Annotated in this window: 16 protein-coding genes, 1 tRNA gene and 1 riboswitch; of the genes, 7 read left to right on the top strand and 10 right to left on the bottom strand. The window is 58.6% G+C overall.

Annotated elements, in window-relative coordinates:
* Positions 1 to 108 precede the first annotated feature (108 nt).
* Both K7A42_RS17070 and K7A42_RS17065 read left to right on the top strand, forming a co-directional pair.
* Positions 109 to 759, top strand: a complete 651-nt coding sequence (locus K7A42_RS17070; protein WP_282455589.1) for a response regulator — start codon at positions 109 to 111, stop codon at positions 757 to 759.
* A gap of 112 nt (positions 760 to 871) precedes the next feature.
* Entirely contained in the window at positions 872 to 1,519 is a 648-nt protein-coding gene (locus K7A42_RS17065) for a S24 family peptidase (RefSeq protein WP_004439793.1), read from the top strand.
* Between the two features lie 68 nt (positions 1,520 to 1,587).
* Here K7A42_RS17065 and K7A42_RS17060 read toward each other — a convergent pair whose 3' ends face one another.
* Positions 1,588 to 2,340, bottom strand: a complete 753-nt coding sequence (locus tag K7A42_RS17060) for a polysaccharide deacetylase family protein (protein ID WP_004439791.1) — start codon at positions 2,338 to 2,340, stop codon at positions 1,588 to 1,590.
* Positions 2,341 to 2,366: 26 nt separating this feature from the next.
* Positions 2,367 to 3,665 (bottom strand): Wzy-type polysaccharide biosynthesis protein UppY, encoded by a 1,299-nt coding sequence (uppY, locus tag K7A42_RS17055; protein WP_035206756.1) that lies wholly within the window; start codon positions 3,663 to 3,665, stop codon positions 2,367 to 2,369.
* 268 nt (positions 3,666 to 3,933) lie between these two features.
* On the opposite strand from uppY, the gene uppX reads away from it, so the two are divergent.
* The gene (uppX, locus tag K7A42_RS17050; protein ID WP_045532874.1) at positions 3,934 to 5,238 is read left to right on the top strand and encodes a Wzx-type polysaccharide biosynthesis protein UppX; all 1,305 of its coding nucleotides are present in this window, start codon (positions 3,934 to 3,936) and stop codon (positions 5,236 to 5,238) included.
* Between the two features lie 42 nt (positions 5,239 to 5,280).
* Here the strand turns inward: uppX and K7A42_RS17045 are convergent, their stop codons facing one another.
* Positions 5,281 to 6,042, bottom strand: coding sequence for a transporter substrate-binding domain-containing protein (locus K7A42_RS17045; RefSeq protein ID WP_034496325.1), 762 nt, complete (start codon positions 6,040 to 6,042; stop codon positions 5,281 to 5,283).
* A 170-nt stretch (positions 6,043 to 6,212) separates the two neighbouring features.
* Here K7A42_RS17045 and K7A42_RS17040 point away from each other — a divergent pair, with 170 nt between their 5' ends.
* Positions 6,213 to 8,150 (top strand): glycosyltransferase family 2 protein, encoded by a 1,938-nt coding sequence (locus tag K7A42_RS17040; protein WP_282455588.1) that lies wholly within the window; start codon positions 6,213 to 6,215, stop codon positions 8,148 to 8,150.
* 182 nt (positions 8,151 to 8,332) lie between these two features.
* On the opposite strand, the gene K7A42_RS17035 is transcribed toward K7A42_RS17040, so the two are convergent.
* The 4 genes from K7A42_RS17035 to K7A42_RS17020 all read right to left on the bottom strand — a co-directional run bounded on the left by K7A42_RS17035 (position 8,333) and on the right by K7A42_RS17020 (position 10,774).
* Complete coding sequence (locus tag K7A42_RS17035; RefSeq protein ID WP_004439782.1) at positions 8,333 to 8,626, bottom strand: hypothetical protein; 294 nt, start codon at positions 8,624 to 8,626, stop codon at positions 8,333 to 8,335.
* Between the two features lie 52 nt (positions 8,627 to 8,678).
* Positions 8,679 to 9,404 (bottom strand): aquaporin Z, encoded by a 726-nt coding sequence (aqpZ, locus tag K7A42_RS17030; RefSeq protein WP_282455587.1) that lies wholly within the window; start codon positions 9,402 to 9,404, stop codon positions 8,679 to 8,681.
* Between the two features lie 140 nt (positions 9,405 to 9,544).
* Positions 9,545 to 9,618: transfer RNA gene (locus K7A42_RS17025), tRNA-Gly, on the bottom strand.
* 58 nt (positions 9,619 to 9,676) lie between these two features.
* Positions 9,677 to 10,774: a 2'-deoxycytidine 5'-triphosphate deaminase gene (locus K7A42_RS17020; protein ID WP_045533194.1), complete on the bottom strand. Its 1,098-nt coding sequence runs from the start codon at positions 10,772 to 10,774 to the stop codon at positions 9,677 to 9,679.
* Between the two features lie 73 nt (positions 10,775 to 10,847).
* Positions 10,848 to 10,926, top strand: a riboswitch (SAM riboswitch).
* Between the two features lie 43 nt (positions 10,927 to 10,969).
* On the opposite strand from K7A42_RS17020, the gene K7A42_RS17015 reads away from it, so the two are divergent.
* Both K7A42_RS17015 and apaG read left to right on the top strand, forming a co-directional pair.
* The gene (locus K7A42_RS17015) at positions 10,970 to 12,154 is read left to right on the top strand and encodes an O-succinylhomoserine sulfhydrylase (RefSeq protein WP_077986620.1); all 1,185 of its coding nucleotides are present in this window, start codon (positions 10,970 to 10,972) and stop codon (positions 12,152 to 12,154) included.
* A 233-nt stretch (positions 12,155 to 12,387) separates the two neighbouring features.
* On the top strand, positions 12,388 to 12,780 hold the full coding sequence (apaG, locus tag K7A42_RS17010; protein WP_006698948.1) for a Co2+/Mg2+ efflux protein ApaG: 393 nt from the start codon (positions 12,388 to 12,390) through the stop codon (positions 12,778 to 12,780).
* Between the two features lie 45 nt (positions 12,781 to 12,825).
* On the opposite strand, the gene K7A42_RS17005 is transcribed toward apaG, so the two are convergent.
* From K7A42_RS17005 to K7A42_RS16995, 3 genes are all read right to left on the bottom strand, one after another.
* Complete coding sequence (locus K7A42_RS17005; protein WP_022555566.1) at positions 12,826 to 13,815, bottom strand: Hsp33 family molecular chaperone; 990 nt, start codon at positions 13,813 to 13,815, stop codon at positions 12,826 to 12,828.
* 237 nt (positions 13,816 to 14,052) lie between these two features.
* A complete protein-coding gene (gene argF, locus K7A42_RS17000; RefSeq protein ID WP_004439776.1) occupies positions 14,053 to 14,970 on the bottom strand; it encodes an ornithine carbamoyltransferase in 918 nt (305 codons plus the stop codon).
* 57 nt (positions 14,971 to 15,027) lie between these two features.
* Positions 15,028 to 16,227: an aspartate aminotransferase family protein gene (locus K7A42_RS16995; RefSeq protein ID WP_004439775.1), complete on the bottom strand. Its 1,200-nt coding sequence runs from the start codon at positions 16,225 to 16,227 to the stop codon at positions 15,028 to 15,030.
* 430 nt (positions 16,228 to 16,657) lie between these two features.
* Here K7A42_RS16995 and K7A42_RS16990 point away from each other — a divergent pair, with 430 nt between their 5' ends.
* Positions 16,658 to 17,191, top strand: a complete 534-nt coding sequence (locus tag K7A42_RS16990; RefSeq protein ID WP_004439774.1) for a GcrA family cell cycle regulator — start codon at positions 16,658 to 16,660, stop codon at positions 17,189 to 17,191.
* Positions 17,192 to 17,391: the final 200 nt, after the last annotated feature.

Below are 17,391 nucleotides of genomic sequence, written 5' to 3'. Positions count from 1 at the left end.
GATTGGCGCAACCTTTGGCGGAGGAGCCGGGCGTGTTTCGACCACCGGCAAAGGGAGTGAGTCAATAACTGGAAAAGAACCGCATAATGCCCTTGGGAGGGGGCCAGAATGTCGGAACTTGTCATTATCATTGCAGATGATCATCCACTTTTTCGCGGTGCCCTGAAACAGGCCGTATCCGGCCTCGACGGACACCAGACCATCGTTGAAGCCGGTGATTTCGAGGCTGCCAGACGCGCAGCCGCAGCCCGTAACGATGCGGATCTGATGCTGCTTGACCTTGCCATGCCAGGGGTCAGCGGGTTTTCGGGCCTCATGGCGCTACGCGCAGAGTTTTCCAGCCTGCCGATCGTCATCGTATCGGCGACGGATGACGCGACGACCGTCCGCCGCTCAATCGAACTCGGCGCTTCCGGTTTCATTTCAAAATCCTCCGGCATCGATGACATCCGTGATGGCATCCGCGCGGTTCTGGAAGGCGACCTGTGGGTACCGGCCGGCCATCACGGCGAAACGGAGCACGATCCGGATGTCGCCGATCTCATCGGCAGGCTGCGAACGCTGACGCCGCAGCAGAGCCGTGTTCTCGGCATGCTGGCAGAAGGCCTGCTGAACAAGCAGATCGCCTATGAACTCAATGTCTCGGAGGCGACGATCAAGGCACATGTCTCCGCGATCCTGTTGAAGCTCAAGGTGGACAGCCGCACGCAGGCGGTCATCCAGCTCGCCAAGATCAACACATCGGCTCTTGTGGCGTAAGCAAGGATTTTATTCCTTTCCTTCCTTTACTCCGGACCGGATATGGTCTAGATTTCGAGGTGTTAACGACAGGAGCTTTTCCGCTATCGGCTCCGTTTGCGGGCTTTCTACCATGCTTTCACATGAGACGATCTGGAGCGCCATCGATACGCTTGCCGAACGCCATCAGCTGACGCCTTCGGCATTGGCGAAGCGTGCCGGTCTCGACCCTACTTCATTCAATAAGTCGAAGCGTTTCGGGCCGGACGGCCGCAAACGCTGGCCCTCGACGGAGTCCGTTTCCAAGGTGCTCGAAGCAACGGGAGCGAGCGTGGATCAGTTTTTCGGTTATGCTTTCGGAAAGGCGCAGACGCGACCTGCCGGTGCGGAAAGTGCCATCCCCCTGCTCGGTTTCGCTCAGGCCGGTTCCGGCGGTTTTTTTGACGACGGCGGCTTTCCGGCAGGTCAGGGCTGGGACGTGGTTGAGTTTCCCTCGTCTCCCGAACGCAAACAGGGAGTCTACGCGCTGGAAGTGCAGGGAGAGAGCATGATGCCGCTTTACCGCGACGGCGACATCCTCATCGTGGAGCCTGGCGCGCAGGTACGGCGCGGCGACCGCGTTGTGTTGAAGAGCCGTGACGGTGAAGTGATGGCCAAGGTGCTGGCGCGGCAAAGCCCCAAGAGCATCGAACTTCTTTCGCTCAATCCTGAGCATCCCAATCGGAGCTTCGAGATGGCCGATGTGGAATGGATCGCCCGCATCATATGGGCCAGCCAGTAGGCCGATAGCCTACACGTCATAATCGCTTTCACCGCGACGGCTAAAAGCGCGCAGCACTGTGCCGTGCCTTAGAGGCCGAGTGCCGTCACGGCCGCGTCAACCGTCATGACTTTTGCGCCACCGGATGCCGCCTTACGCACGAAACCCTGAAACCTGTCTTCCGGGCAACCGTAAAAGCTTGGCGCAGACGACACATCATGGGTAAAAATGACGAGCCAGCCGCCGTTTTGCAGGACGTCGTCAAGCCAGCGATCAGCGGCATCGAGATAGTTCGGATCGGGCCGCAATTCGACGGCAGCAAGATTATGCGGATCGATGCTGCCGCGGTTGATGCCGGGCATGATCCCGCGGGCGGTCCTGAACCTGCGCCGCAGCATGGGCTGCATGAGTGGCGAAGCCATGCCGAAGGGGGTGGAGAAATTCCGCCTGTGCCCGTTCTCATCGAACGAGGCCAGCACCTTTTCATTACGATCGAGATCCTCTTCCAGCCCTCGCCGTGAAAAGCTTGAGAGTTTGCGATGGGAATAGGTATGGCAGGCGAGCTCATGACCGGCCGTAGCCAGTTCCGAACAGCCCCTAGCGGAAATCATGTCCTGCGGTTCGTCATGCCTGTCGATGAAGACCCCGGAAATATAAAAGGTCCCGCGAACATTCTCGTTTTCCAGAATGCGGGCACCGCTGGTCCAGGCGCTCGCCGGAACATCGTCGAATGTGAAGGAGACAATCGGTTCGGATGTCTCGATCCGCGCCGTCGGTCCAGGGAAATACCGCACGAGCCGGTTATTGACCCGGTCTGCGATCGTTCCGATTTTCTGCGTCATACTAGCCCCCCGGCCCGCCGTGCAAATTACTGTCCCTGTTCCAGTATGTCGTAAGCCTGATGTCTCAAACAATAGATCGCAATAAGAAGAGAAGACCAGATAGGCCCGGTTCCGGTAAAGAAATTACTCTCAAGACAGGAAGAAAGCAGCGCATATACCCAAATTCGCCCAAAAAGCCGCGTCAGGCCGGGATCCGTGCCTCTGTCCACCGCTGTTCGGAAATCATTTGCGGGGATGATCACGAGCCATATGAGAGTGAGGACGAAGGCGGGCAGTCCGCCATTCAAAAGGCTCTCGACATAGCCATTATGCGCGTGAAAGGCCGTGACCGCCCAAGTCTCGGCAATATCGGCCTGTGACAGAAGCCGGTCGCTTGTCCAAAAGGCCTGAAATCCCTGCCCGAAGATCGGCGATTGCGCAAAGGTGTCGAAAGACAGGCGCCATATATCCGTCCGTCCGGTGAACGTGGAATCGATGCCCAGGCTTTCGACGAGGCTCTGTATGCTCGGGAAATAGGTGGAGCCGATTGCAACGATATTGAGAAACGCCAGAAGGCCACCGATCATCAGCAATGTCCGCCCGGCATGCCGCTCCATGACCCAGACCAGGGCGATGGTGACGGGCAAAAGCATCGCTGCAGTTTTCCCGTTGGTCTTCCAGAGAAAAAAGCCGGCCAGCAGCGTGATCGCTATTCCGCCCAGCGTGGACCAGGCATTGCGCAGATAAAGGCCCACCATGAAAAGAATGATCATTGCCGGCGCGGCGGCGTTCTTATGATTGAATATTCCGCGCCAATCGCCTGCAAGCGCCTTCTCATCGAGATCGTAAGGCTGATGGATTGCGCGCGAACTCAGGAAGATAACCCCGAGATAACAAAGCGCCAGCAGGAGAATGGCGAAAACGGCCATCATCCGGTCGAATTGCCGCCTGTCGCGCGGCATGACGACCAGCACGCTGGTGATAAAACACAGGAGCGCCGTGAAAATCAGGCGCTGCAACGACGTGCCGGGCTCCGCACCAAGGACCGAACAAAGCGCGAGCCAGGAAAAGAGCAGCAGGATTGGCAAGCGGGGCCTCAGCAAAAGCCCCGTCAGACGATGGCGCAGTGCGAAGACACCGAGGATCAGCGCGATCACCAGACCGGTCAGCTGATTGGCGGCGGCGCGCGGCACGGGCGGCGCCGCAAGATTTTCAAAGGGCGCGACAGAAATCCAGATGTAAAGCATCGTGGCGACAAAAAAAATCGCGTCGCGACGGCCGCCTGACAGGGACATGGCACTGCTGTTTTCCGCAGAAATGGACCGCGTATCAGCAAAACGCGGCATGGTAGCCTGCTTCGGGAACGGAAAATCGGATCATGGACCTGCCCTGCAACGAACAACGAAACCCTTCTGAACCGGGCGATGTCCTAATAACCATAAACAGTCATTATCATCATTATTGTGTAATTGCTTTAACCCTCTCTTACCTCAACAGGGCTAAGACAGGAGAAACTGTCATTCATTCAGGTCGTCGGTGTCGAATACCGCCCGGTTGCCGCCCTTTCAGTTCGTAAGACTTTAAAAAGGACAGTCCTTTTGAATTCGCCCGGCAATGCCGGAAAAAACGGAGAATGAGGTGTCGTTGAACACGCCGCGGCTCGGCCATCTTGTCAGACTTGGATTGGCCTATATGGCATCCGGAGGCGCGCTGCTGATGTCCAGCGCCGCCCAGCTCTTGACCTTCGCGCTGCTAGCCCGCCATCTGGGTGTCGAACAATTCGCGCTTTACGCCTCGATCACGGCCGTGACCAATCTGGGCGTTCAGATTTGCGGTATCGGCTCACAGGAATCGCTCATTCGTCGCGTGGCGCAGGATCGCGGCATGTTCCCCGTCATGCTTGGCCACAGTTATCTCCTCAGCGCGGCGACGGGTGTGGTCCTGACGCTCATCGGCATGGTGACGATCCCGGTGTTTTTCCCGACGTCGGAAACGTTGCTGCACACGCTGATCACCACTTTCCTGATCCTGTTCACCAACCTCGTTCTCCTGAAGGTTATTTCGCTTTCCACGCAAAGCTTCATCGCCCATTCCGACTTTGCCTCGGCCAACAAGCTGGAGGTGATGTTTGCCATCGCCCGCACCATTGCCGCCGTGGTTGCCTGCCTCGTCTTCAAGGTGGAAACGGTCGAGGCCTGGGCACTCTGGAACCTCGCCGCCCACACGATTGCAGCCGTGATTTCCGTCAAGGCAATAGGAAGGCTCGGCCGACCGGTCTTTCGGATCGTCCGGGAGGAAATTCGCATCGGCATCCTGTTTTCCACCCAGTTCCTGTTCAAGGCGGTACGCGGCAATGCCGATATTCTCGTCCTTGGAGCCATCGCCAGTGCGGAGGTACTGGGCAGCTATTCCATCGCCCGGCGGATTCTCGACAGCTCCTATCTTTCCGTCGAGGCTCTGAACCGGCTCATCTATCCCGGATCCGCCTCTGCAGCGCTGCAGGGTATCAGCAAAACCATCGAACGCGCCTATAATGTGCTGAAAGCGGCGCTGTTCATCGCGACCGGCAGTGCGCTGGCAATCTTCATCATCGCGCCCTTCCTGCCGCTTTTATTTGGCGACGAATATGTTTCGCTTCCCACCATCACCCGCGTGCTTTGCTGGGCCGTACTGCCGATGGCCGTGGCGGCTACCGCGCTGGAGGCGCTGGGCGCCTCCGGGCGCCAGGATATCCGCGCCAAGATATGGAACAGCGGCAATCTCATAGGCTCCGTCGTCGTTGCCTTCTTCACCTGGTCTTTCAGCATTTCGGGAACGATCGGCAGCTATTTCATCGTCGAAACCGCCATAGCGGCAGCTGTGTGGGTGGCGCTTCTACGGCTGCGGCGGAGCGAAGAGGCTTTCGCTGCGGTTAAATAGAGCGCGCCTCATTCAGTTGAATCGAGTCGGTCCGGGTCTCTCCTAATAGAGCCCGTAGGGAAAATAACGACGATAGATCTCTTCGAGCCGGCCGTTGCGGGAAAGAGCGGCAAGCGCCTGATCGAAGGCCGGCACCAGCACATTATCCGGATCGACCGTCATGATGGAAAGGCCCTCGCCGAGGAACCTGTCCGACATATAAGGCCCCCCAAAAAGAGCGCAGCAGTCTTCGGATGCGCTTCCTGAAACCCAGAACGGTAAGCGCAGGGCATCGGCAAAGATGGCGTCGACCTTACCGGCCTTCAGAGCACCGTACATGGGTTCGTAGCCGTCAAAACCCTCAACCGCCGCCTTGGGAAAAAATGCCTTGAGCATCTGTTCGTGCCGGGAACCGGTCACCACGCCCACTTTCTTGCCGGACAGTGCGTCGGCGCCGGAGCCGGCAAATTTCGTCGCCTTGTTGACAGCCAGCCGGGCCGGCAACAGAAGATAGGGGCGCGAAAAGGTGAAGCTCTTGCGCAGCTCGGCCGTGACGGCGAGACCGGAAATCACCGCTTCGCCCTCTCCCATCTCCAGAGCCGCCTCCAGCTCGTCAAAGGGTAAGGCCTGTACCTGACATTTGCTCTCCACCTTGAGCTGCGCGCACACCTCGCGGACGAGATCGACATGGAAACCCGCAAGCCGGCCTTCCTGATCGGTAAAATTGAAGGGCGGAAAATCCACCGACATCAAAAACCTGATGCGGGGGACGGAGGAAAGGTCGCCACCGGGAAACCGCTCCTGAGCGTCGAAAAGCACTGGCATGCGGTTCCCATCCGACAGGCCCTCCGCATGAGGCTTTTCGAAAATACCGACAACTTGCAAAGCGAACACTAAAGTAAAAACAAGAATTATATTTCGCGTTACAATCGTCATTCTCATCTATACTATCCGCAGCAGGAAGTGGGGCGTTACCATGACGGTGGCGGCAGTGCATGGATTATTTGCGACACTATACACGAGAATCGTTTCGCACGACGCCTGCCGGGCGAAAAATTGTATTTTCCCGCATAGGCGATAATCCACCCCAGACGGTTCCTGATCGGGGTGAAGCCGGACACATGCGCTTCCTTCGGGCGCTGGGATTTGGCAAGCCGTATATCAGCGAGTGCGAACGGCTGGCGCTAGAAAACGGCTCGACGCTGGAAGCGGAACTGCTGGCCGGCGGCCTTGTCGCGACGGATGCCTATTTTGGCGCTTTCGCGAGGTTTTTGCGGTTACCCTTTGTCGCGGAGATCGATCCGGACCGGGTCGCAGATGTCCATCGTCTCGATACACAGCTAGCCGAGCCGCGCTTGCTACGGCTGACGCCTGCGAACGGTAAACCAGCACTTCTGATCGTGCCCGAGCTGGCGCGGATGGAATTACTGAAAAGCCTGCTGGATCGACATCCGCATCTTCTGGACGAACTCGTGGTGACGACGCCGCATGCCATGCGCGATGCGATCTGGAAGGCGGGTGAAACACGCCGCTGTCGTGAGGCTCGCCAGCAACTCTTCAACACCGCGCCGCAGTACTCTGCCAGGATCACGCTTCAAGGTCATCAGGGCTTTTATAGCGGTATCGTCGTCACCCTGCTTACGCTCTCGCTGCTGTTTCACACGCAGACGGCCATGGCCGTCATCCACGTCGCCCTGACGATGCTTTATTTCTTCACACTGCTGTTCAGGCTGTTTGTGCTGATGCAGACTTCAGGAGAGAAAGACACGACGACCGCAGCTGCGCTCGAACCCGACGGAAATCTGCCGGTCTATACCATTCTGGTGGCGCTCTATCGTGAGGACGCCATCGTCAGCCAGCTCATCGGCGCGCTGGAGCGGCTCGACTGGCCGAAATCCCGACTGGATATCAAGCTCGTCTGCGAGGCAGATGACGGGGCCACAATCGACGCCATCCTTAGATTAAATCCCGGACAGCATATTGAGATCGTGAGAGTGCCGCCTTCCCTGCCGAGGACCAAGCCCAAGGCGCTTACCTATGCGCTCTCCGGCGCGCGTGGGGCGTTCGTTGCCATCTATGACGCGGAAGATCGGCCACATCCCCTGCAATTGCGCGAAGCCTATGCGACCTTCCGCGATCAGCCGGAGAAGGTGGCCTGCCTGCAGGCGCCGCTTATCATCAGCAATGCGCGCTCTTCCTGGATCAGTGCCTGTTTCGCCCTGGAATATGCCGGTCTGTTCCGTTCAATGTTGCCCGTGCTTGCGGCGCACCGGCTACCGCTGCCGCTTGGCGGCACGTCCAACCATTTCCGCACCGCCGTATTGCGTCGCGTCGGCGCCTGGGATCCTTACAATGTGACTGAGGATGCCGATATTGGTCTCAGGCTGCACCAACTCGGCTATCGATGCGGCGTCATATACCGTCAGACGCTGGAGGATGCGCCCACCACGCTTCCCGTGTGGCTCAACCAGCGGGCGCGCTGGTACAAGGGTTGGCTGCAGAGCTGGCTGGTGATGACCCGCGCGCCTGTTGCGACGGCGCGCCGCATGGGATGGCTCTCCTATATCGTCTTCCAACTGTTGATCGGCGGCATGCTGGTGTCGTCGATGGCTCATCCCCTGCTCTTCGTTTCCGTGGCGTGGATGGCCACGGCTATCGGGGACAGCGGTGCAGACATGCTGTTTTCGTGGCAGGGCGTTCTGTTTCTTACCGATACGCTGAACATCGCCGGCAGTTACGCCATATTCGTGCTGATGGGCAGGAACAGGATGATCGATTACGAGAGGAGGCAGGTGGGAAAACGCTGGCTGGCAATTCCGCTTTATTGGCTGATATTGTCTCTGGCGGCCTGGCGTGCCGTGCTTGAGTTAAAAACCAAGCCTTTCGTCTGGAACAAGACGCCTCACGTACCAAGCGTTAGCAACACTACCTGAAACGGTTGCCGCTTCGATCCTTTACCTGATCGCAGAAGGCGGCTTCTATTTTCTGCCGATATCGTCGCGATTTGCAAAACCGAAGCCGGCCTTACGCAACTCGCCCACCGATGCGCATATAATCGACGTCTGCCGGAGCGCTTCGTCCGGCAGACGTCCCGTTTCATTTCAAGCGCGGGCGATTATCGTGCAACAAGCTTGTTCTTGATCAGGCCGACGATGACCTGGACGATCAAACCGCCGACACCGCCGCCAACGAGCTGGCCAGCAAGGACGCCGATATCCACACCGCCAGCCGCCGCGTCTCCCGCCGCCCCAAGCAGCGATCCGAGCACGGTTCCACCGCCAATACCGCCAATGGCGCCGGCAATCAGGTTGCCGAGCGCGCCAAGGTCAGAGTCCTTCAGTATCTTTCCACCGGCTGTCCCACCAGCCGCACCGCCGATGATCTGGGCCAATATCGAAGCAAGATCCATGTCATCCTCCTCACTTGTTTTCCCGACCATTCGGAAAAACAAAGCCTCCTAATCACGTCTGTGCGGGCTGGATGGAGCCGGCATGGCCGACCTTCTCTTCCTCACCGAAAATTTTCCAGATTACAGCGCCAATCGCCGCACCGACGATCGGGGCAAGCCAGAACAGCCACAGCTGCTGCAGAGCCCATCCACCGACAAACAGGGCCTGCCCCGTGGAGCGGGCCGGGTTGACCGACGTGTTGGTGACCGGAATGGAGATCAGATGAATGAGAGTAAGTGCAAGACCGATGGCGATCGGCGCGAAACCGACCGGCACCCTGCCATGCGTCGACCCCAGAATGATGATCAGGAAAAACGCCGTCAGAATAACCTCGATCAGCAACGCCGACAGGAGCGAATATCCCCCCGGCGAATGCTCCCCATAGCCATTGGCAGCAAAACCGCCAATGTCAGCCCCCGCCTTGCCGGTGACGATCACGTAAAGAGCCGCCGCGGCAACGACCGCCCCCAAGACCTGCGCAACGATATAGGGCAGTAGGTTTGCTGCCGGAAATTTACCGGCAACGGACAGGCCGACCGAAACAGCTGGATTGAAATGCCCGCCGGAAATACCGCCAACCGCGTAGGCCATGGTCAGCACCGTCAGGCCGAAGGCGAACGCGACACCCAGGAAGCCAATGCCGAGTTCAGGAAAAGCAGCAGCAAAAACCGCGCTGCCACAGCCACCAAAGACCAGCCAGAAGGTTCCCAAAAATTCAGAAAGAAGTTTGCGACTCATAACATTTCCCCATCATGTTACGACTGGATCAACTATTACGTGCAATTTAATCGTAGTCAAGCAAAATCACATAGTCCCGCGGCCACCGACGTGGCAGCAGACAGGGGCCAATATTTTTGGCGAGGGGATCAAGGGGAGACTGGAGCGGGTGAAGGGAATCGAACCCTCGTATTCAGCTTGGGAAGCTGCTGCTCTACCATTGAGCTACACCCGCACCCACAAACAAGACATCGGATAGTTCGCGGCGGGTGTCAAGCGCCCGCCGCAGCTCATTATGCGGCGCGAAAGTGCTTGGAGAGCTTCAGCCCCTGCGCCTGATAGTTGGAGCCGAGACCGGTGCCATAAAGGCCTTCCGGTTTCTGCAGCATATGCTCATAAACCAACCGGCCGACGATCTGGCCATGCTCGAGGATAAAGGGCACCTCGTGGCTGCGCACTTCCAGCACGGCGCGGCTGCCGGTGCCCCCCGCCTGCGCGTGGCCGAAGCCGGGGTCAAAGAAACCGGCATAGTGCACACGGAATTCGCCTACCAGCGGATCGAAGGGCGTCATTTCGGCCGCATAAAGCGGCGGCACGTGGACGGCTTCGCGCGAAACGAGAATATAGAACTCGTCCGGGTCGAGGATCAGTTCGGCGCGGCCGCGCGCATAGAGCGGTTCCCAGAAATCGAGAACATCGTGCTGGGCCTTCTTGTCGACATCCACCACCGCCGTATGGTGTTTGCCGCGATAACCGATCAGCCCGTTTTCGCCAAATCCCTTGAGGTCGATCGAGAGTGCGATACCACCGCCCGTCACGTTCGGGCTTTCGCTGGCGACCAGCGTTTCCGTCTCGTGCAGTTTCAGAAGCTCGCTTTCATTCAGCAGCGAATGGCCAATGCGGAAACGGATCTGCGACAGGCGCGAGCCACGGCGAACCACAACGGGGAAGGTGCGCGGGCTGATTTCCAGATAGAGCGGACCCGTGTATCCCGCCGGTATCTTGTCGAATTCCTGCGCATTGTCGGTCATGACGCGGGTGAAGATATCGAGGCGACCGGTCGAACTCTTAGGATTGGCCGAGGCCGACATGTCCGCCGGCAGCGCAAGGCTTTCCATCAGCGGAACGATATAGACACAGCCGGTTTCCAGCACCGCGCCCTGGCTGAGATCCACCTCGTGCAGGCTGAGACGATTGAGCTTGTCGATGACCTTGGTTCCGGGGCCGGGCATGAAACTTGCGCGAACACGATAGGCCCTGGAGCCAAGCCTGAGGTCGAGGCTGGCGGGCTGCACCTGATCGACATCGAGATCGGCCTCGCTTTTCAGCTTGCCGCCTGCAAACAGCGCGCGGATTGCGCCATCCGCCAAAATGCCCGTGGTTCTCATCATGGTCGTCATTCCTTTTTACGGCGACAAAACCAAAAGGAAAGCATTGACGCAAGCCGGTAACGGCAGTATGGCAAGCTTATCCCGTGGTGATTTGGCCGGTCGGCTTGCAGCCACGTTAAACAAGTGGCTAAAAAGACCGGGTGCTAGGAACCGGTCTGCTTTTGCGGCCGGTTTTTTTGTTTTGAAGGTGATCACATGAGCAATAAATGGCGCCCGGCAACCCAGCTCGTTCACGGCGGTACGCTACGCTCCCCTTACGGTGAAACGTCGGAAGCGATTTATCTGACCCAGGGTTTCGTCTACGAAAACTCTGAAGCAGCCGAAGCGCGCTTCAAGGGTGAAACCGACGGCTTTATCTACGCCCGATACGCCAGCCCGACCAATGACATGTTCGAAAAGCGCATGTGCCTGCTGGAAGGCGCTGAAGACGCCCGCGCACTTGCTTCGGGCATGGCCGCCGTCACCGCCGCCATCATGTGTCAGCTGCGCGCCGGCGACCATATCGTTGCCGCCCGTGCCCTCTTCGGCTCCTGCCGCTGGGTGGTTGAAACGCTCGCGCCGAAATATGGCATCGAATGCACGCTGATCGACGGACGTGATCTCGGCAACTGGGAAAAGGCAATCCAGCCAAACACCAAGCTGTTTTTCCTCGAAAGCCCGACCAATCCGACACTCGAAGTGGTGGATATCGCCGGCGTAGCGAAGCTTGCCAACCAGATCGGTGCGAAAGTGGTCGTTGACAATGTCTTCGCCACACCGCTTTTCCAGAAGCCGCTCGCACTCGGCGCCCATATCGTCGTTTATTCGGCCACCAAACATATTGACGGCCAGGGTCGCTGCCTCGGCGGCGTGATCCTTTCCGACAAGAAATGGATTGAGGAAGAGCTGCAGGATTATTTCCGCCACACCGGCCCGGCCATGTCGCCGTTCAATGCCTGGACGCTTCTGAAGGGCATCGAGACGCTGCCGCTGCGCGTGAAGCAGCAGACGGCCAATGCCTCGAAGATCGCGGACTTCCTTGCCGATAGCGGCAAGGTCGCCAAGGTCATCTATCCCGGGCGCGCCGATCACCCGCAGGCCGACATCATTGCACGGCAGATGTCCGGTGGTTCGACGCTGGTGGCTTTCGAATTGAAGGGCGGCAAGGAAGCGGCCTTCAAGCTGCAGAACGCGCTTGAGATCGTGAAGATTTCCAACAATCTGGGCGACGCCAAGAGCCTCATCACCCATCCCGGCACCACGACGCACAAGAACCTCACAGACGAGGCACGGGCGGAACTCGGTATCTCCGGCGGCACTTTGCGCCTCTCCTGCGGCATCGAGGATACGGACGATCTGCTGGAAGATCTGGCAAAGGGTCTGGCAGCCGTTTCGGCCTGACATTCATATTCAATAATCGACATGGCCCGGCCGGAACGCCGGGCCATGTCGCGTTTGATGGCCTCGAAAGCCAGTATCAGGCAACCATTATTTACCTTTTCCGTTATCCCTAACGGTAAAAAACAGCGCAACGGGAGACAGCTCCTGCCCCTCAAGTCATTCATTTTCTTGACGATAGCCAGAGCCTATAGTGTAGGATAAGCGGGCAGGGAAAATATCGAGGTGTGGCGCGTATGTATCGTGCTCTGACAAGGGATATCGAGGTGACGGTTGATCCGTATTATCTCGAAGAACAATCCGACCCGGATGACGACCGCTACGTCTGGGGCTACAAGGTCGTGATCGCGAATAACTCGGATGTTCCCGTTACTCTCGTCAATCGCTATTGGCATATCACTGACCAGAACGGTCAGGTCGACGAAGTCTACGGACCGGGTGTCGTGGGAGAACAACCGCATCTCAAGCCCGGCGACACCTACGAATATTCCTCCGGCTGCCCGTTGGACACGCCGTCCGGCCTTATGTTCGGACATTACGAGATGGAAACGGAAAGCGGAGAAGTGTTCAACGTCACCATACCCGCTTTTTCGCTGGATTCTCCGGGGCTGATGCGGGTCTTGAACTGACCCGCAGGCCATGAAAAACCGCGCCTTTACAGGCGCGGCCCTTATTCAGGCGTTTTCAAATTCGCTGACATCGTAGCGATAAGTGGTCGAGCAGAACTCACAGGTCACGGCAATCGCGCCGTCTTCCTCGCTTGCCTTGATCTCTTCGGCGGTAAAACCCGAGAGCACGCCCTTGATCTTATCCCGCGAGCAGCTGCAGCGATCGAAAATGGACTGCGGATCATAGATGCGCACGCCGCTTTCATGGAACAGCCTGAAGAGGAGTCGTTCCACCGGCACCTGCGGATCCGTCAGTTCGTCCGTATCCACGGTGTTCAAAAGCGTCACGGCTTCCGTCCAGGCATCGTCCTCCTGCACATCGTGACCGCCTTCATCGCCATCGCCGCCGTGCAGGTCACGCATACGCAGCCGCTCCGGCGCCTGCGGCAGGAACTGGGCGATAACGCCGCCCGCACGCCAGCCATGACGCGGCTTGCCTTCCCCGTCGCGATCGAAGAATTCGGCCACACCGAGGCGCACACGGGTTGGAAGCTGCTCCGACTGACGGAAATAAACCCCGGCAATGTCTTCCAGCGACGAGCCATCGAGTGGCACGATGCCCTGATAGGGCTGCATGCCCACGCCCTGATCGATCGTGAAGGCCAGAATACCGTTGCCCAACAATTGTTCCGGCGAAGTCGCCCCTGCCGCGAGCGCCTCCGCCAGCCGCTCCTCATCAAAACGGGCATAAGCGCGCATGCTTTCCGGCGCGGTGAAATCCGCCACCAGCAGGTCCACCGGACCGTCGCCCTTGGTCTGTACCGTCAGCTTGCCGGAAAATTTGAGCGATGTGCCGATCAACGCCGTCAGAACGGTCGCTTCCGCCAGCAGGCGGGCGACCGCAGCCGGGTAATCGTGGCGCTCGAGAATGGCATTCAGCAGCGGACCCACCTGCACGGCGCGGCCGCGCACATCCAGACCTTCGACCTGAAAGGGCACGACCTTGTCGTCGCCAGCAAAATCGAGATCGTCCAGTTCAACCGTTACATCTGCCATGTCATACTCCCTGGCGCAGCCGTGGCGCCGCTACCGTCCAAAAGTCCGGCTTTCGAAATGTGCTTTTTCCGCTTGTCGCACAGAGACCCGGGAAGAGAAACCGCTTCCGGGGAAAAACGTGCAAATCGTGACGATGGCCCGCCAGAAAACCGACGAGCCTCTTCGAAGTCCAACAGATGGTAATCGCTGCCGAGAAGTTCAAGCACCCGACCGACGTTGATCAAACGGGTGATATTTTCAGATGACGCCCATGCACCAGGCGATGATGGATTTCTGCGCGTGGAGGCGGTTTTCCGCCTCGTCGAAGACCACCGATTGCGGGCCGTCGATCACCGCATCCGTCACCTCTTCGCCGCGGTGAGCCGGCAGGCAATGCATGAACAGCGCGTCTTTTTCCGCCTTGGCCATCAGGGCTTCATTGACCTGATAGGGCTGGAAGATGTTGTGGCCGCGCGCCTTGTGTTCCTGATTCATGGAGACCCAGGTATCGGTGACGACGCAATCGGCGCCCGCCACCGCCTTGTCGGCATCGTGGCACAACATTATCTCGCCGCCATTGTTGCGGGCCCAGTTCAGGAACTTGTCATGCGGTTCGGAGCCCATCGGCACTGCCATCGTCATGCGGTAGCCGAAACGGGCCGAGCCCTCCACGAAAGAATGCAGGACATTATTGCCGTCCCCTGTCCACGCAATCGTCTTGCCTTTGACCGGACCGCGATGTTCTTCGAAAGTCATGATGTCAGCCATGATCTGGCATGGATGCGTGTCATCCGTCAGGGCGTTGATGACAGGCACTGTCGCATGTTCGGCAAGCTCGAGCAGGCGCGAATGATCTGTCGTGCGGATCATGATGGCGTCAACGTAACGCGACAGCACCTTTGCCGTATCACCGATCGTTTCCGCGCGGCCGAGCTGCATTTCCGTGCCAGAGAGGAAAAGCGTCTCGCCGCCAAGCTGACGCATCCCCACATCGAAAGAGACGCGGGTTCGCGTGGATGGCTTTTCGAAGATCATGGCCAGCATCTTGCCGGCAAGCGGCTTTTCCGCCGTTCCGGCCTTGGTGGCCGCCTTGCGTTCGCGGGCATCGTCGAGAATTACCCGCAGGTCCTGCGAGCTGACGGCCGACAGGTCGAGAAAATGTTTAGGTGAAGCCATTTCAAACTGTCCCATGCTTGGGAGCCCCAGGAAAGAGGCCCGCCCTTGAGTGTTTCCTCAGGCGATTTTTGCCTGTTTCGCTGTGAGAGAAGCGGCGGCCGCTTCCACGCGTGCCAGCCCCTCACGGGCTTCCTCCGCCGTGGTGACGAGCGGCGGCAGGAGACGAATGACATTATCGCCCGCTGGTACGCCCAGCAGATGCTCGGCGCGCATGGCCTGCAAGAGCTCGCCCGACGGCACCTTGGCCTTGATGCCGAGAAGCAGGCCTTCGCCACGGATTTCCTCGATAACGTCAGGATAACGGTCCTTCAGCGAAGCAAGGCCCTGGCGGAAAACCAGCGCGACATCACGAACCTTTTCCAGAAAGCCGTCAGAGAGGACGACATCAAGCACGGCATTACCGACTGCCATGGCCAGCGGATTGCCGCCATAGGTGGTGCCATGCACGCCTGCCGTCATGCCGGAAGCGGCGTCAGCCGTTGCAAGGCATGCGCCCAGCGGAAAACCACCGCCGATGCCCTTGGCAACCGCCATGATATCAGGGGCGACACCAGTGTGTTCATAGGCAAAGAGCTTACCCGTGCGGCCAACGCCCGTCTGCACCTCATCGAAAATCAGCAGCAGACCGTGTTCGTCGCAAAGCGACCGCAGTAACTGCAGGAATTCCTTGCTGGGTGCGCGAATACCGCCCTCACCCTGAATGGGCTCGATCAGAAGCGCTGCCGTCTCGGCCGTGATGGCGGCTTTCAGCGCATCGACATCACCGAAAGGTACCTGGTCAAAGCCTTCGACCTTGGGACCGAAACCTTCGAGATATTTCTGCTGGCCGCCGGCTGCGATCGTTGCAAGCGTACGACCATGGAAGGCGCCTTCGAAGGTGATAATCCGGAACTTTTCCGGGTGGCCCTTGGAATAATGATAACGACGCGCGGTCTTGATTGCACATTCCAGTGCTTCCGCGCCGGAGTTGGTGAAGAAGACCTTGTCTGCGAACGTTTCCTCCGTCAGGCGCTTGGCAAGCTTTTCCTGGCCCGGAACTTCATAAAGGTTCGAGACATGCCAGACCTTTTCGGCCTGCGTCTTGATCGCGTCGACAAGATGCGGGTGGGCATGGCCCAGCGAATTGACGGCAACGCCGGCCGCAAAATCGAGATATCGCTCGCCGCTTTCCGTGTACAGCCAGACGCCCTCGCCTCGCTCGAAGCGGAGGGGGGCTCTTGCAAATGTATCGAACAATGGCGCGGCGGCTTCGGCCATGGCTGTATCACTCCTTGCGCGGATGCGCTGTCAGACGGTTGTCAATAGGCTTCGAGGGTTATCCCTCGCCTGAAAATCAAAAATGCCGCCTCGCGGCGGCAGGGGCACTATTGTCACTTCGCTTGCCGATGTCAACAAAAGTCCGTATTTCCTAGGCTTCTCAAGCCCTAGTAGGTGGCAGGTCGCAAGGCCCAAGGTGTTGCCTTTCTGACTCAACTCGCCAGCAAGTTGGGGAAAACCGGAAAATCGATTCGAGATGATTCCCGCGACTCTTGCCACGGAGTCTGCGTGGCACTAGGTTAATCGCTAATTACTAGACTGCATTGCGGCGGAACTAGTCACCAAAAATCAGGCAGAAACCACGCTCGCGGCATGCCCGCGAGACGGAGAAGGATTCTGTCGAAATACACGCGAAAAGCGGAGAAGCGGCATGAACTGGACAGACGAGCGGGTCGAGAAACTCAAGAAATTGTGGGCCGAAGGACTGAGCGCCAGCCAGATAGCAGCTCAGCTGGGCGGCGTCAGCCGCAATGCCGTGATCGGCAAGGTCCATCGTCTTAATCTGCCCGGACGCGTCAAGGCTGGCGGCCCGGTGACGTCGGCGCGTTCTGCGCCCAAGCGGACTGCTGCACCTGCCCCGCGCACGGCGAATTTCGCTGGCCGCGTCAACGCTGCACCTGCTCGGATCCTGACCCGCTCCAACGCGGCGACCGCTCTTCAGGAAGAGGTCGGCATCGAAACCGCTGAAATTCTCGATTACGTTCCGTCCAGAAACGTCGTTACTCCGATCTCCCGCCGGCTGACGCTGACGGAACTGACGGAGCGCACCTGCAAGTGGCCGGTCGGCGACCCCCTGAAAGACGATTTCCATTTCTGCGGCTGTGAAGCGCTGGAATCGTCACCTTATTGCAAATTCCATGCGAAACTCGCCTACCAACCGGTCAGCGAGCGCCGCAAGGCTTGAGTGTTGCGGCACACATTTGACACTCAAAAACTACGGGCCTTCGGGCCCGTTTTTTTGTGACAAAATACCGCGCTTCCCGGACAGCGACAGCAGAACATCAAGGCTTATTCATCGTCGTCGGGTTTCGCCCCTCAATCGAATTTCGGTGGACTCTCAACCGCTCGTCAAAGAGATGAAATTATCGTGCTTGCGGAAGGTTC

Source organism: Agrobacterium sp. InxBP2, assembly GCF_026191755.1.
GTDB lineage: Bacteria > Pseudomonadota > Alphaproteobacteria > Rhizobiales > Rhizobiaceae > Agrobacterium > Agrobacterium pusense.
The sequence above is the reverse complement of the archived record's forward strand: the minus strand, read 5'-3'. Positions and strand labels throughout refer to the sequence as shown.